General features: G+C 70.3%; 13 protein-coding genes. 3 read left to right on the top strand and 10 right to left on the bottom strand.

Annotated elements, in window-relative coordinates; genetic code table 11:
• The 9 genes from carA to AB0D04_RS40030 all read right to left on the bottom strand — a co-directional run.
• The coding region (carA, locus tag AB0D04_RS40070; RefSeq protein WP_362712340.1) for a glutamine-hydrolyzing carbamoyl-phosphate synthase small subunit at nucleotides 1-887 on the bottom strand (887 nt) is incomplete at its 3' end.
• 110 nt (nucleotides 888-997) lie between these two features.
• The gene (locus AB0D04_RS40065) at nucleotides 998-1,144 is read right to left on the bottom strand and encodes a hypothetical protein (protein ID WP_362712339.1); all 147 of its coding nucleotides are present in this window, start codon (nucleotides 1,142-1,144) and stop codon (nucleotides 998-1,000) included.
• 67 nt (nucleotides 1,145-1,211) lie between these two features.
• Nucleotides 1,212-1,835 carry a LysE family translocator gene (locus AB0D04_RS40060; protein WP_362712338.1) on the bottom strand — a complete coding sequence of 208 codons (624 nt, stop codon included), beginning with the start codon at nucleotides 1,833-1,835 and terminating at the stop codon, nucleotides 1,212-1,214.
• Nucleotides 1,836-1,847: 12 nt separating this feature from the next.
• A complete protein-coding gene (locus AB0D04_RS40055) occupies nucleotides 1,848-2,891 on the bottom strand; it encodes an inosamine-phosphate amidinotransferase 1 (RefSeq protein WP_362712337.1) in 1,044 nt (347 codons plus the stop codon).
• Between the two features lie 95 nt (nucleotides 2,892-2,986).
• Entirely contained in the window at nucleotides 2,987-3,604 is a 618-nt protein-coding gene (locus tag AB0D04_RS40050) for a LysE family translocator (RefSeq protein ID WP_362712336.1), read from the bottom strand.
• Nucleotides 3,601-4,248: a formyltransferase family protein gene (locus tag AB0D04_RS40045; protein ID WP_362712335.1), complete on the bottom strand. Its 648-nt coding sequence runs from the start codon at nucleotides 4,246-4,248 to the stop codon at nucleotides 3,601-3,603. The genes AB0D04_RS40050 and AB0D04_RS40045 overlap by 4 nt, the downstream gene beginning before the upstream one ends.
• A gap of 74 nt (nucleotides 4,249-4,322) precedes the next feature.
• Complete coding sequence (locus tag AB0D04_RS40040) at nucleotides 4,323-6,158, bottom strand: carbamoyltransferase (protein ID WP_362712334.1); 1,836 nt, start codon at nucleotides 6,156-6,158, stop codon at nucleotides 4,323-4,325.
• 50 nt (nucleotides 6,159-6,208) lie between these two features.
• On the bottom strand, nucleotides 6,209-8,386 hold the full coding sequence (locus AB0D04_RS40035) for an iron-containing redox enzyme family protein (RefSeq protein ID WP_362712333.1): 2,178 nt from the start codon (nucleotides 8,384-8,386) through the stop codon (nucleotides 6,209-6,211).
• A 195-nt stretch (nucleotides 8,387-8,581) separates the two neighbouring features.
• Entirely contained in the window at nucleotides 8,582-9,613 is a 1,032-nt protein-coding gene (locus tag AB0D04_RS40030; protein WP_362712332.1) for an SGNH/GDSL hydrolase family protein, read from the bottom strand.
• A gap of 484 nt (nucleotides 9,614-10,097) precedes the next feature.
• Between AB0D04_RS40030 and gntD the strand changes: the two genes are divergently transcribed.
• The 3 genes from gntD to AB0D04_RS40015 all read left to right on the top strand — a co-directional run bounded on the left by gntD (nucleotide 10,098) and on the right by AB0D04_RS40015 (nucleotide 13,149).
• Nucleotides 10,098-11,132, top strand: coding sequence for a guanitoxin biosynthesis L-enduracididine beta-hydroxylase GntD (gene gntD, locus AB0D04_RS40025; RefSeq protein ID WP_362712331.1), 1,035 nt, complete (start codon nucleotides 10,098-10,100; stop codon nucleotides 11,130-11,132).
• The gene (locus AB0D04_RS40020) at nucleotides 11,129-11,758 is read left to right on the top strand and encodes a LysE family transporter (protein WP_362712330.1); all 630 of its coding nucleotides are present in this window, start codon (nucleotides 11,129-11,131) and stop codon (nucleotides 11,756-11,758) included. The genes gntD and AB0D04_RS40020 overlap by 4 nt, the downstream gene beginning before the upstream one ends.
• Before the next feature lie 86 nt (nucleotides 11,759-11,844).
• Nucleotides 11,845-13,149 carry an ATP-grasp domain-containing protein gene (locus AB0D04_RS40015; RefSeq protein ID WP_362712329.1) on the top strand — a complete coding sequence of 435 codons (1,305 nt, stop codon included), beginning with the start codon at nucleotides 11,845-11,847 and terminating at the stop codon, nucleotides 13,147-13,149.
• Between the two features lie 55 nt (nucleotides 13,150-13,204).
• Here AB0D04_RS40015 and AB0D04_RS40010 read toward each other — a convergent pair whose 3' ends face one another.
• On the bottom strand, nucleotides 13,205-14,347 hold the full coding sequence (locus AB0D04_RS40010) for a tetratricopeptide repeat protein (protein WP_362712328.1): 1,143 nt from the start codon (nucleotides 14,345-14,347) through the stop codon (nucleotides 13,205-13,207).
• Nucleotides 14,348-14,450 lie beyond the last annotated feature (103 nt).

The following is a 14,450-nucleotide window of genomic DNA, read 5'->3' as shown; positions in this document are numbered from 1 at the left end:
TCCTGCACCGGCTGATTGATGCCCCGATGCCCGTACTTGAGCTTGTACGTACCAAAGCCCAGCGCACGCCCCAGAATCTGGTTGCCGAAACAGATACCGAACAGCGGCGTCCCGCGCTCCAGAACACCCCGCATCACCGAAACCGGGTGATCGGCGGTGGCCGGGTCACCGGGGCCGTTGGAGAAGAACACACCGTCGGGCTGAACGGCATAGACGTCCTCGACGGACGCTGTGGCGGGCAGCACATGCACCTCGATGCCCCGCTCGGCCATCCGGTGCGGAGTCATCCCCTTGATCCCCAGGTCTATCGCCGCGACCGTGAACCTCTTCGTACCGACCGCCGGGACGACATACGCCTCCTTGGTCGCCACCTGCGCGGACAGGTCGGCGCCCTTCATCTCGGGAGCCTGGCGCACCTTGGCCAGCATCACCCCCTCATCGGGCAGCGCATCGCCGGAGAAAATCCCCACCCGCATCGCCCCGCTCTCGCGCAGATGACGCGTCAACGCCCGCGTATCGACGCCACTGATCCCCACCACACCCTGCGCCACCAGCTCCTCGTCCAGGGAACGCACCGCACGCCAGTTGGACGCAACCCGGGCAGGATCACGGACCACATAACCGGAAACCCAGATCCGCTGCGACTCCGGGTCCTCGTCGTTCACCCCCGTGTTGCCGATGTGCGGGGCGGTCATCACCACGACCTGACGGTGATACGAGGGATCGGTCAGCGTCTCCTGATAACCGGTCATGCCGGTGGAGAACACCGCTTCGCCGAAAGTCTCCCCCACGGCCCCGTAGGCACGGCCGCGGAAGGTGCGGCCGTCCTCCAGGACGAGTACGGCGGGAAAGTGTCTTCCTGACGTGGCAGGTATCCCAGTCTTCATCGGTGCACGGCTCACTTCTGTCGTGGAGCGGACGGCGGTGGCCCGAGGCCCGGAGTGCGGGGACCTCGGACCACCGTCGCGGCAGCGGGAAGTGCTGCGGGAGGCACGCGCTAGGAAGCCCGGGGCGGACTCGGCGTCCAGTACGTGCGCGCCCGTGGGTCCCAGCGCCGGGTGAGCGGATCGCGGACCAGTCGGCGGAGCAGGCCGATGGGTGTGACCACGAAGACGTACAGGAAGGCAAGGAGTGCTGTGCGCACGGACTCACTCTCACTTCTCTTGTGGAATTCCACTGCATTCACCGGGGACATGACGAGGGGCGGCCTCTTATGACGCGATCTTTTGCAGGCCGGCGATGATTTCGCCGATTACCGGGATCAGCGACAGGACCAGCAGCACAGCCATGGCCACGTTGAAGATGCGGAATTGGAGGGGTTTGGACAGCACCCGCTTGAGGGCGACGCCGATCGCGAGCCAGGAGACGGTGCAGGGGGTCCCGAACACCAGGAAGATGACGGAGACGGCGATGATGTTCCGTACGGCGTCGCCGCCGGTCCCCGTGGCGTAGGTGGTGACCGCGCCCACGGCCATCACCCACGACTTGGGGTTGACCCACTGGAACAGGGCACTCTGCAGGATCGTGAGCGGTTTTGCCTCGGCCGCTTTCTGTTCCCCCACCGGGGAGACGGCTATCCGGTAGGCGAGATAGAGAAGATAGGCCGCTCCGACGGGACGCAGGACGTCGTAGATGACGGGATAGTCCTTCAGAATGCCGTCGAGGCCCAGGCCGATGGCGATCACCATCACCGGAAATCCGATATTGATTCCCACCACATGCGGAATGCTGCGCCGGAAGCCGTGGGAGACGCCGGAGGACATGACCATGTTGTTGTTCGGTCCCGGCGTGCCGCAGGTCGCGATCACGAACAGGATCAGGGAGAGGTACGCCATCTCGGGCCTCGCTCAGCTGTAGTCCTCGAGCGCGCCGCGCCTTCGGGTGTCCACGGAGACGCAGTGAAATCCGCCGCTGAGCGTGCGTGGGTGCCGCATGCGCAGCGGGGCCACGGTGACACCGTGCTTTTCGAGTGCGCGGATGAGCGGCAGCTGGGTGTCGCCCACCACGGCGAGGCCCGGATTGACCATGACGAAGTTCATGCCGATCCAGAGGGAACCGCGGGGGAAGGGCCCGGAATACCCGGTGTCGACCATGTCCGGGGCCCAGATGACGTCCCAGTTCTTGAGGACGGGAGGGAGCTGGTCGGCGCGGATGCGTTCCGGGTTCAGTACGACGAGGCCGGGCCGCACCGGCGTGATCGTGGTGTCCAGGTGCGTTCCGTCGTACACGCCGGAGAGGGCGTGAACGCGGTAGTCGTCCCCCAGGACGCGCTGCAGCCAGCGGTATCCGTACTCGTTGCCGCTGCAGGAGACCTGGTAGAGGATGTCGCGGCCGAGCCGCAGCACGTTGGCGGCGTCGAACACCGGCTCGTGGTTGTTGAGCACCGGGCCGGGCTGCGGTGCCGTGTTGTAGGTGTCGTCGAGCAGCCGTGGCTTCGGGGCGGAGATCCAGTGCGCTCCACTGTCGAAGTACTCCCGCAGGATCTCCCGGTAGGCGAACGGTTCGAAGTACCGGGAGCGCAGGGTCATGGGGGTTTCGATGACGGTCTGTCCGATGGGCAGCAGAACGTCTCGCGGGCAGTAGTTGTACTCGCCGTCGGTGGTCCAGTCGGGTGTGCCGAACGGCTTGGTGTGATCGGTGACCGAGGGACGGCGTACCGTCACGCCTTCGCCGCGGAGCAGCTCGACGAAGCCCTCGAGGTCCTCGTTGGCCTCGTCGATGACCTGCGGGTCGTACGGGCCGGAGGGGATGTCCGCCTGGCTCGGCACGTCGGCGGCATAGTCGATCGCGAACAGTCCGCGGTCGGGGGAGGGGACGCGGGCTCCGTCGGCGATGCCGACGATGACTTCTTCGAGGGGGTCCCATTCGTTGTGCACGCTGACGAGCGACATGGGTACTCCTTTCTGCTGAGGGGAGACCGGCTCCGGTGCTCCGGCTGCTGATTGCTACTGATTGCTGCTGATGCCTGATGGCGGCTGCCGGCCGTTCAGCGCAGGGCGACCAGGGCACCGGCGGCGATGAACATGCATCCTGCGATGCGGTCGATCCAGACCTTGGAGGCGGCACTGGCGAACGCCTTGCGTGCCGCCTCCGCGATCAGACCGTAGGCCAGCACCACGAGCACGACGACGGTCAGGAGGATGCCGGCCAGCAGGATGTACTGCCGGACCCCCACGTTCGCCATGTCGATGACGCCGGGCAGGAGGGCCAGGTAGAAGGCGAGTGCGATGGGGTTGGACAGGGTCATCGCCAGGCCCAGGGTCAGGTCGGGCAGCAGCCGTTGCCGCTCGGTGGACTGCTCGGCCACCACCGTGCCGCCGGCGCGGCGCCACCGCTTGACCCCGAGCCAGACGAGGTAGAGGGCGCCGCAGTACTGGAGGACGGAGAACGCCGGGCCCATACCCGCGGCGAGGGCGGCGAGACCGCCGACCGCCGCGGTGAGCATGAGCAGCTTGCCGGTGGCGATCCCCAGCGCCAGGGGGATGCTGCGGGGGATGCCACCGGACAGCTGCCGTCCGAGCAGCGCGGCGATCTCGGGGCCCGGCGCCGCGGCCGAGGCCGCGAAGGTGAGGGCGAAGAGGACGTACTGGCTCTGGAGGATCACTGGAAGCACCGGTGGTCGGGCTGGGTTTCCTTCGTCTCCCGGACCCACCGCTCCAGCGCCTTGCTCGTGTAGAGCTTCTCGCCCCAGTTCTCCGTCGAAGTGGGCAGCGGGACACCCTTGGCGATGTAGGTGGAGACGAGCTCGAAGTACTGGGCGAGGGAGACGGCGCCGACGTGGTGGCGCAGCGAGGTCGCGGTCTCGCCCGGGGCGATGGTGAAGCGCTTGACGTCGACGATCTGGCCGGTGTCGACCGACTTGGCCATGTGGTGGAAGGTGCTGCCGAAGGTCTCGTGGTTCTCGTAGATGGCGTAGATGTGGCCGCCCAGTCCGCGGAAGTGCGGGGGGCAGGGGTGGCAGTTGAGGGCGCCCTTCCTGGCCTTGCTGTAGACGCGCTCAGGGACGATCAGGTCGCCGCGGAAGGAGATGATCCACTCACCCTCCCAGGCATCGAGCTCGGTGGGGTAGGCGTCGCCCGGCGCCCAGTAGATGGCCTCCACGTTGGGGAATATGGAGCGGGTGAACTCCTCGGCCGTCCGGCACCAGGCGACGGTGTCGGCCTCGGGGCACAGCAGAAGCAGGATCCGGTCCTGGAGGGGGTTCATGGTGTTCTCCTGAGTCGGCTGCTGCGTCGTCTGCTCGGTCATGGCGTGGTGTGCCTTTCGTCTGGGGTGGGTGTCGGCGTATCGGTGCGGTGGTGTGCCGGCAGGGCCGGTGAGGGTCAGTCCAGCGGAATGGCCTCTCGCCAGTCCTGCTCCTCGTGCCATTCCGGCTGGTCCTCCTTGTGCAGCAGGACGTTGCCGAGGGCGAGAAGATCGATGTTCGTCCGCATGAAGCAGGCGTAGGCCTCGGCGGGCGAGGCGACGATCGGCTCGCCGCGGACGTTGAAGGAGGTGTTGACGAGGACGGGGCAGCCGGTGCGCTCCTTGAAGGCCGTCAACAGACGGTGGAAGGGCGCGTTGTTGTCCTTGGTGACGGTCTGCACGCGGGCCGAGTGGTCGACATGGGTGACGGCGGGGATCGTCGAGCGGGGGATCTTCAGCAGGTCGAGACCGCTGGTCTCCGCGGTGTCGGGGGCCTCGATGCGCTGGCCGGGGGAGATACCGGTGACCACGAGCATGTACGGGCTCGGCTGGTCGAGGTCGAAGTACTCCTTGGCGTCCTCGGCGAGGACCGACGGGGCGAACGGCCGGAAGGACTCCCGGAACTTGATCTTGAGGTTCATCGCGGACTGCATCGCGGGGTCGCGGGGATCTCCGATGATGGACCGGGCCCCCAGGGCGCGCGGGCCGAACTCCATCCGGCCCTGGAACCACCCCACGATCTTGCCCGCCGCCAGCCCCTTGGCGACCTGCGAGCTGAGGTCGTCGGACGACAGCAGGGTGTACGGCGCCTGCTGACTGTCCAGATAGGCGACGATCTCCTCGTCGCTGAACCGGGGTCCGAGCAGTGAGCCGGACATGCCGTCGCGCCCGGAGTCCAGATGGGCGCGCGGTGCCCCGCGCTCGGCGGCGACGATCTGCGCCGCGCCCAGCGCGCCGCCGGCGTCCCCCGCCGCCGGCTGGATCCACACCTCGTCGAAGAGCTTCTCGCCGATGATCCGACCGTTGGCGACGCAGTTGAGCGCCACACCGCCGGCCAGCACCAGGTGCCGTTCACCGGTGACCTGGCGGGCGTGCCGGGCGAGCAGGAGGGCGACTTCCTCGGTCACCTGCTGCACCGACGCCGCGAGGTCGAACTCCCGCTCCGTGAGCGGACCTTCCGGGGTGCGCCGCGGCCCCCCGAAGAGCTGCTCGAAGCCGCGCCCGGTCATGACCTGGCCGCGTAGATACGCGAAGTAGCGCATGTCCAGGCGGAACGAGCCGTCGCGCTTGATGTCGATCAGCTTGTCCTTGATGAGCTGCGCATAGCGGGGCCTGCCGTACGGCGCCAGGCCCATCAGCTTGTACTCGCCGGAGTCGACCTTGAAGCCGCAGAAGTAGGTGAACGCGGAGTAGAGCAGCCCCAGGGAGTGGGGAAAGCGGATCTCCGAGACCGGGGTGAGCCCGGTGCCCTGCCCGTGCCACAGGGTGGTGGTGGCCCATTCGCCGACCCCGTCGATGCACAGGACCGCGGCGGACTCGTAGGGGCTGGGGAGGAACGCGGAGGCGGCGTGCGACTCGTGGTGGCGGCGGACGTCCAGAGGCGGCACCTGCCCGGCGCCGAGCTCGGACAACTGCTCGCGCACCACGTCCGCGGTGCGCCGCTTCCAGGACAGCCACTGCGGCAAGGTGTCGCGGAAGGAGGCGAATCCGGTCGGGGCCGCTCCGGCGAAGGTGCTCAGGACGCGGCGGAATTTCAGCGCCGGGTCCTCGTAGTAGGCGACGGCCGAGACATCGTCGAGGGTGACGCCGGCCTCGCGCAGGCAGTACTCCACCGCCAGGCGGGGAAAGGCGGAGTCGTGGCGGATGCGGCTGAACCTTTCCTCCTGGGCGGCGGCGACCGGGACGCCGTCGGAGACCAGCGCGGCCGCACTGTCGTGGTAGTAGGCCGAGATGCCCAGTACCAGATCAGACATGGGTGCTCCTGAAAGAGAGTCCGAGGGGGAGGAGTTGAGGGGGCGTGCGGTCAGCGGTCGGCCTTCGACCGCGACGCGAGATGCGCCGCGCGGCGGCCCGCCTTCCGCGCGAGAAAACCCGACGGCGGGTTCAGCGAGCGGTAGCCGGTACGGATCCGCTCCCAGGCCGGGGCCAGCGCACCTTCGCCCTGGGAGGCGGTGAGCGACGACAGATAGGTGTCGATGGCGTCGGCGGCCCAGGCGGAGTGTCCGGTCGCCACGTTGTCGACGGTGTTGTGGATGTCGACGAAGCGGGTGCTGAAGCCGTACTGCTTGAGGGCGAGCCGGGCGCGCCGGTAGCTTCCGCCGACCCCGGAGAGTTCCATGGCCAGGTTCAGGCCCAGCACCTCCGGCAGGAAGGTCTGCGGGAACCGGCCGATGCTCAGCCAGTACACGGGGAGTTCGAAGGAGGCGTCCCGGAATCCTTCCCACTGGGCGAACTCGCGGCTGGCCGTGGGAGGCAGGTCGACGTCCATCTCGTCGAGGACCTCGCGGTAGATCAGCGGGTGGTTGAGATGTGCCTCCCCGTTGCCCAGCTCGTCCCAGTACGTGTCGAACAGCGAGTGGCCGGTCTGGGAGGAGGCGTGGGCGTAATCGGTGAAGCCCTGGATCCACGCGCCGTCGATCAGTGTCAGCGGCGCCTGCTGCACTGTGGCGTCGACCAGGGCCGCGCGCTCGGGCAGGTCCTGGGTGCCGTCGCGCTCGAACTCCTCGCTGTGCCGGTCGTGCATCTCGGCCAGCCAGCCGCGCAGCCCGCGCGGGGTCCACCGTGCGGGCAGCGGCATTTCGCTGCGGTCGATGCCGTGCCGGGAGCGCCCGAGCCAGCCGTGTACGTACGCGGTGGCCCAGCGGCGCAGGGCCGGGCTTCCGGTGCGCCGCAGCAACTGGTGGTAGGCCTCCCGCAGGTCCGCCGGAGCCCGGTCCGACTCCTGCCCGGCGGCGGCCCAGGAGGGCAGGGCGAGCCGGGGCGGGGCGGGCAGCGCGCGGTGGGGGTTGCGGTCACCGCGCGCATCGCCGTCGGCGGGCGCGCCCAGGAAACCGATCCAGCGGCGCACCACCGCGAGGTCCTCGGGCGAGAACACCCGGAACATCCGGCCGCGTTCACCGACCAGACCGGTGACCAGAGGGCTTTTCTCCGGCCGTCCGGGCTTGATCAGGCGGCTGCGGGACAGGGCGTCGAGCATCGGGTACGGGTCGGTCGCGCACTCCCGCAGCCAGTCGGCCAGCGGCCTGCCGTCCAGCTGGAACGTCTGGTGGTAGACCGCTCCCTCCCGCGAGCGCAGCCGCATCAGCTCGGCCATTTCGAAGGCGGGGTTGCGCGCCGTGTCGAGTTCCGAGAACAGGCGCTCGCTCCACTGCGTCAGGCCGGAGAGGGCCCAGCGGAACCCCAGCCGTACCGCTTCCGCGACGGCCGGGCCTTCCGCGGCGACCAGGCTGTCCACGGTGGCGCGGCACAGGGCGAGGGCCGATTCCCCGCTCTCGCCCCTGCCGGTGGCCGGGTCGATGATGTCCCAGTCGGCGGCGGTGGGCAGCTCCGCCCGCAGCAGGGTCAGGGCCGGCAGCAGGCCCACCGCGCGCAGGCACAGATCGGCGCCGAGGATCTCCGGAGTGAAGTCCTCCGGTCGCCGGCTCATGGCCAGCAGCAGGGCGGGCAGGAAGAAGTGCCCGTCGTCGACGCGCTGGTCACCGACGAGCCGGCCGGCGGGTACGGCGTTCTCGGACAGCTTGAGGTGGCGCAGCAGCGCCAGGTAGGCGTCGCCGCGCGAGGCGTGCGGATTGCCGACGCCGACGTCGTGGGCGTAGAGCGCCAGCATGCGCAGAACCGTGGGGTCGTCGCCGTTGCCGGAGCTGCTCAGCCACTGCAGCCAGGCACCGGAGTGCAGGGCCAGCGGGGCGCAGCCCAGTGCGGTGCGACGGACGAGCACGGCCCGGTCCGTCTCCGTGGGGAAGTGTCCGGTCAGGTCCCCGAGCCGGCCGGCCTCGCCGGTGGACCACTGCGCGGCCCGGTCGATCAGGGCGTCCAGGGTGTCGTCCGGGACCGTGGTGCGCAGGAGTTCGGCGCGTATCTCGTCCAGGAGGCGCCCGCCGGGGATCCCGGCCTCGGCGTCGGTGGCCCGCAGATAGACGGTGCGGGGGGTGGGCGTGGTGGTCGTCGGCTCTGCTGGTGTGGCCACGGAAGCGGCGGACACGTGCGACCTCTTCTCTGGGGTGGTCCGGGGGCGAGCTGGTGGCGGCGCGGCCCGCTCAGAACATGGGGTAGATCGAGGCGTCGTTCTTGCGCTTGGGCTTGCGGCCGAGCAGCTTGTCGAGGAGCTTGCGCAGAAATGCCATGGGGGTGCCTTTCGCTACGGGGGAGGTGCCAGGGGCGCCGGGCAGGCGCCGGGTCAGGACAGGCCGAGCTGCCGGGCGAGCAGACCGGCGACGAGGTCGTGGCCTTCGTCGGTGAAGTGGATACGGTCGACGAAGATCCAGTCCTTGGGGCCGAGCGCGTCGGCCAGGACCGGGTTGAGGTCGAGGTAGCGCACACCGAGCCGCTCGCAGCCGGTCCGCAGCTCCTTGGAGTACGCCTCCTGTGCGCTCTTCGAGGAGATGTCGCCGTAGACCGCGCCGAAGTCGGAGAGCGCATCGAGCTCCTGGAACAGCAGGCGCTCCTCGGGAGCCGGTTCGTCCCGCACCCAGGTGGCCAGCGGCTGGAGGACGAAGGTGAGCTTGGCCCCCATGCCCTCGGCGAGGAGGCGCCAGGAGTCCAGATGGCGCAGGGTCAGTTCGCCGGCCAGGCCGATCTGTTCGTCGAGTTCGGGCACGCTCTCGTCGTGTGCAGGGGCGGCCGGGGCCGCCGAGCGGCGCCCGCCGAACAGGCCGAAGCCGGAGCCCTTGCGGTTCTTGGCGCGCAGCTCCGCCATCTGGCCGTAGAAGTCGTGGCAGTTGAAGAAGGCGCCGTGGTCCCCGCGGACGGAGGCCGGCAGCCGGCTCAGGCCCAGGTTGTTGAAGCCGGAGAACAGGACGATCTCGTCGACCTGGGGCAGCAGATGCCGGTGCAGCAGGAAGAGCAGCAGCTCCTGGGTGGAGTTGTGGCTCCGGCCGGCGAAGTTGAGCCAGGGCAGGGAGGGGGCGTGCTTCGACCACAGGTACGACGGGAGGGTGTGCCGGTCGGCCGAGGCGCCGATGCCGAAGGCGGTGGAACTGCCGGCGAGCAGGCGTACGGGGCCTTCGGGCAGATGCTCGGCAACGGCGGACGTCTGCCCGTCGGGGCCCTGCGACAGACGGAATCCCAGACTGTCGGTATTGACCACGTCCGAGCGGTGTCCGGCCGCGTGGAAGTACATCAGATAGGGCAGCCAGCGGATATCGCCTCGGTCGTCGAACTTCTCGGCGTACTGCAGCATTTGCGGGGTCAGGGCAGCGCGATGGGACACGGTGGACTCCGTCCGAAAGCTGGGGTGGGGAGGTGCCGGCAAAAGACGGGCGCCTGCCGAAGACAAGGGGTCAACGGCACCCGGCCGGAACGCGGCAGGGTGCCGTTCCGCGAAAAGGAAGGGCGTGCGGGGAATGCTTGGTGAACCGGCCCCGCCGGCGGTTCTTCGACGACCGCGGAAAGGACGGTGCAAGGGCGCCGGAAAGGCGCCGGGAAAAGCGGTGGATGGCCACAGCGGGCCGGGAAAGGCACTGGTCGGCGGGCGGGTTACGCACCGGCCGGATGCCAAGCGGACACAGCTGTGCCGCCGGAAAAGCGTGACAGGAAACGCGCTCCCAGGTCAACTCCCATTTTCGGAAGGTGACCGTCCGCCTCCGCAACGGGCCGCAGCTACGACGGTGTTACGGCGGTGATACAGCCCCACAGGAAGCTCTTCGCGACCGCTCCGGAGGAAGGCAACGTCCGGGCCCGACGAAGGGAATGCCATGCAGCAGCTCGACGCCCCGGCCGTTTACGACCTCGATGCGGGCGAACGGTGCGAGCTCGATGAACTCCTGGACGACATGGCCCGCGACCCGCTCACCCCCGGAGCCGCCGACCCCGGAAGCGAGGCCTTCTACCGCGAAGGCAAGGAACTGACCACCCGACTGCCCACCGGACTGCGGCGCTTCCTGTACACCTTCCGCACCACAGAACCCTCCGCGGCGGCGCGCATCCGCGGACTCCCCGTCGACGACGCCGCCCTCGGCCCCACCCCCGCCCACTGGCGCGCCGCCGCCGCATCGCCGGCCGGCCGCCGCGAAGAGGCCTACCTGGCCCTGGTGGGCCTCGCGATGGGCGAGCCCTTCACCTGGTCCACCCTGCAGCAGGGCCGCATGATCCAGAACGTCCTGCCGATCGCCGGCGAGGAGGCCGAGCAGAACGGGCACGGCCAGGTGCAGCTCGAATGGCACACCGAGGACGGCTTCCACCCCTACCGCTGCGACCACCTGCTGCTCATGGGCATGCGCAACAACGACGCCATCGGCACCACGCTGGCGTCGATACGCGATGTGCGCCTCAGCGCGGAGTACCGCGCGATCCTCGCCGGGGAGCGGTTCCACATCCTCCCCGACGACGAACACCTGCGGCAGCCGGCCGCGCTCGACCCCCACCACCCCGGCCTCGCAAGAATGCGCCGTATGCGCGACGAACCGGAGCCGGTGGCCGTGCTCTTCGGCGCCCAGGACTCCCCGTATCTGCGGATCGACCCCTGCTACATGCGCTGCCTGCCCGGCGACGCCGACGCCGAACTCGCCCTCAAGTACCTGATCGGCGAGCTCGATCGCGTGCAGCAGACGGTCGCGGTCGACCCCGGCGAGATCCTGCTCGTCGACAACTACCGGGCCGTCCACGGGCGGCAGAGCTTCCGGGCGCGCTTCGACGGCACGGACCGCTGGCTGAAAAAGATCACCGTCACCGCAGATCTGCGCCGCTCCCGCGATCAGCGTGCGCACGCCGGCTCCCGGGTGATCCTGTGATCCCCGCGCAGGCCATGAGCGAACTGGTGGCCGGGCTCCTGCTGGGACTGGGACTGATCATGCCGATCGGCGCACAGAACCTCTTCATCGTCCAGCAGGGCATCTCCCTCGGTGCCCCACGCGTCTTCTACGCCACACTGGCCACCACCTGTTGCGACGCCCTCCTCATCGCGGCCGGCTCCCTGGGACTGGGCACCCTCTTTGCCGGACACGACATCCTGCGCAGCGCTCTCATGGCCGTCGGCGGCGCCTATCTGCTGTACCTCGCCTGGCAGAACCTGCGCCGGCCGGACGCCGCCGGCCTCGACGGACAGCGGGCGGCGCCCCTCACCGCGCGCCGGACGATCACCCGGGCCATGGGCGTCTCCCTCCTCAACCCGCACGCCATCCTCGACACGGTGGGCGTGATCGGCGCCGTCGGCATCGCCCGCGACGGGGCGGCCCGCGTATGGTTCGCCGCCGGCTGCGTCCTGGCGTCCCTGGTGTGGTTCACCCTGCTGGGCACCGCCGCCCTCGCCGTCCGCCACCGCCTGACCGGGCGCGGACGGCTGTGGATCGCCCGCGTCTCCTCTGCGGTGATGGCCTTCTTCGCACTGCTCCTCTGGAGCGAGCTCGCCCTCGCCTGACCGACGCCCGACACCGGGCCGGCCCGCGCCGCAGCCGCCCGGCCGGGAGCCCCTGACCCGTTCGCCGCCGAAGGACTGATCTCCGTATGAGCCCAGAGAGCACCGCCTGCGCGACCACGACCCTGATCCTCGGCGGCGCCGCACCACGCAGCGCGGGCCATGGGCACGACATCGCGCTCCGCGCCCTCCACCAGCTGCGCGCCCGGGGCACCCGGATCGTCCTGACCGACCGGGCCGAGAACCTCGCCGCCGCCCCCGAACTCACCGTCCTCGCAGCCGAGGTGCACCCCCTCGACGTCGCGGACACCGCCTCCTGCGTCGCCTGGGCCAGGGCTCGCGGCACCCGGTTCGACGCCGTGGTGGGCCTTGACGAGTACGCGGCCGAATCCGTCGCGGCCGTGGCCGATGCGCTCGGACTGTCCGGCAACCCGCTGACGGCGGTCCGGCGGGTACGGACCAAGGACCGATGTCGGGACTACCTGCGCCGCCACGGGTTCCGCCAGCCGCGCCTCCAGCTGTGCACCCGGCCCGAGCAGGCCGAAGAGCTGCTGCGCGCCGAGGGGCGGGTGGTGGTCAAACCCCGCGACAGGGCACATGGTGAGGGCGTCAGCCAGGTCACCCACCGCGCGCAGCTGCCCGCCGCTTTCCGCGCCGCACGTGCCGCCGAGTCCACCCCGGTGCTCGTCGAGGCCTGGGTGGAGGGCACCGAATACAGCGTGGAAGGACTGATCGTCGCCTGCCGCCCGGAAATCCTGGCGGTCACCCGCAAACACCTCGCACCCGGCACCTTCATCGAGACCGGCCACACCATGCCGGCCCAGCTGGAGCCGGACACCGACAGCGCGGTCCGGGCCGAGGTCCGCGCCGCGCTGCAGGTGCTGGGGCTGCGCACCGGTCCCTTCCACGTGGAGTGCTGGACCGGGCCGCGGGGCGTGGTGCTCGGCGCGGTGCACCTGCGCCAGGGCGGCGACTGGATCCCCGCGATGCTCGAATGGTGCCGGCCCGGTTTCGCGTGGTACGGAAGCTGGCTGGACGACCTGTTGGGCACCATCCCGCAGATCCCGCCCACCACCCGGGCGGCGGCCGTACGCTTCGCCCTGTCGCCCCCCGGAACGGTCCGCGACGTACACGGCTGGCAGCACCTCGACGCCCTCCCCGGCGTACTGGCCGCCGAGTGCCCGCTGGCACCGGGCGACCGCCTCGGCGCGCCACGCGCCAACCGCGACCGCCGTGGCGCGGTGGTCGTGGGCGCCGCCGACGCACCCGCCGCGGACCGGGCCGCGGACGACTTCCTGGCGCGGCTGTCCATCGAGATGACGCCGCCGGCCCTGAAGGGGGCCGGCTACTCGCCCGGCCGGTGGGGCTTCGCGGCGGACCGGCCCGGCCCGTGAAGCATGGAGAGCGCCCACTGCGCGGGCCGGGCGCAGCGAACTCTGCCGCGGAGCGTCACCGTACGTCCCCCGCCGCGGCGCAGGCCTGGATCCCCGCGCCGGGCGCCCGGGGCAGCGCCCGTATCCCGTCCCACAGCTCGTCCGCCTGCGGGAGACCCAGTTCTTCGAGGATGCCGGCCGCTCTTCGCCAGAAGCCGTCCGCGGCGGCGAAGTCGCCGGTGGTCACATGGAGTTCACCACAGCGGATCAGGGTCTGCGCCTGGTTGTGACGGCTCCCGAGCTGGTCCAGCGAGGCGTCCAGCTCGATCGCCTGGAGGTAGCAGCGTCGCGCCTCGTCGGACTCCCCGGCGTAGTGGTAGGCCCAGGCAAGGCTGTCCCACACATCCGCCTCACCGTGCCGGTTGCCCAGCTTCTGGTAGAGCCGCAGCGACCGCAGCAGACTGGCGGTCGCGGTGAAGTGATCACCGAAGGCGACGCAGTGCCACCCGAGTGCGTTGAGCGTCTCGGCCTCGCCGTCCCGGTCGCCGAGCATGCAGAACAGGTTCAGCGCCCGGGACGCGTGCTCGCGGCAGGCGTCCTCCTGTCCGCGCCGGCCGCAGTACCTGGTCAGCCGCAGATGGGCCCGCGCCTGGCCGACGGCGTCATCGAGCTGCTCGTACAGCTCGAGCGCACGGACCAGAGGGGGATGCGCGCTCCGGCCGTCCTGGTCGAGCAGATCGCCGGCCCAGCCGAGCTGGAGCTGGGCCAGCGCCTCCCCGCGGAGGTCGGCCCGCGCGACGGCGGCGGCCATGGCGCACCGTGCCGCGTAGGCCCACTCGTGCCAGTGTCCCGAGCGGTGCATGAAGGCCCCCATGCGCTCGGCGAGCAGCCAGCCGAACTCCGCGAAACCGTCCTCCCGGGCGTGTGCGAGATGGGCGAGCATCGCATGCCGCTCCGCCACGAACCACTGCCGCGCTCCCTGCGCGTCGGCCAGGGCCTCGACGGTGACATCCGGCCGGTGGGCCGGTGCTACGGCCTCGAAGCGGCGGGCCGCCGCGGGATCGGCGAGGGCCACCGCGGCCTCGGTGGAGCGGAGGAAATACGTGAGGATCCGTTCGCGGACCGCGGCGCGCTCCTCCTCCAGGGGGTCCTGATGGGCCAGTTCCAGAGCGAAGTCCCGGACGATGTCGTGCATCGCATAGCGCCCGGGGCCCTCCACGGTCACCAGGTGGTGCCGGGTGAGTTCGGCCAGCGCACGGTGCGCGGCCGCCGCGGGCAGGCCGGCCAGCGCCGCGGCCGCGTGCAGCTAGGACGAGAGTCGG

This window comes from Streptomyces sp. NPDC048483 (genome assembly GCF_040651455.1).
In the GTDB taxonomy this organism is placed as follows: Bacteria; Actinomycetota; Actinomycetes; order Streptomycetales; family Streptomycetaceae; genus Streptomyces.
This window is presented reverse-complemented; position numbering and strand designations above follow the sequence as displayed.

Bases quoted from the DNA above. Each gene is read 5' to 3' on its own strand.
- AB0D04_RS40040 (WP_362712334.1), bottom strand. From the start codon at position 6,158: ATGTCTGATCTGGTACTGGGCATCTCGGCCTACTACCACGACAGTGCG.
- AB0D04_RS40060 (WP_362712338.1), bottom strand. From the start codon at position 1,835: ATGGCGTACCTCTCCCTGATCCTGTTCGTGATCGCGACCTGCGGCACG.
- AB0D04_RS40055 (WP_362712337.1), bottom strand. From the start codon at position 2,891: ATGTCGCTCGTCAGCGTGCACAACGAATGGGACCCCCTCGAAGAAGTC.
- gntD (WP_362712331.1), top strand. From the start codon at position 10,098: ATGCAGCAGCTCGACGCCCCGGCCGTTTACGACCTCGATGCGGGCGAA.
- AB0D04_RS40015 (WP_362712329.1), top strand. From the start codon at position 11,845: ATGAGCCCAGAGAGCACCGCCTGCGCGACCACGACCCTGATCCTCGGC.
- AB0D04_RS40045 (WP_362712335.1), bottom strand. From the start codon at position 4,248: ATGACCGAGCAGACGACGCAGCAGCCGACTCAGGAGAACACCATGAAC.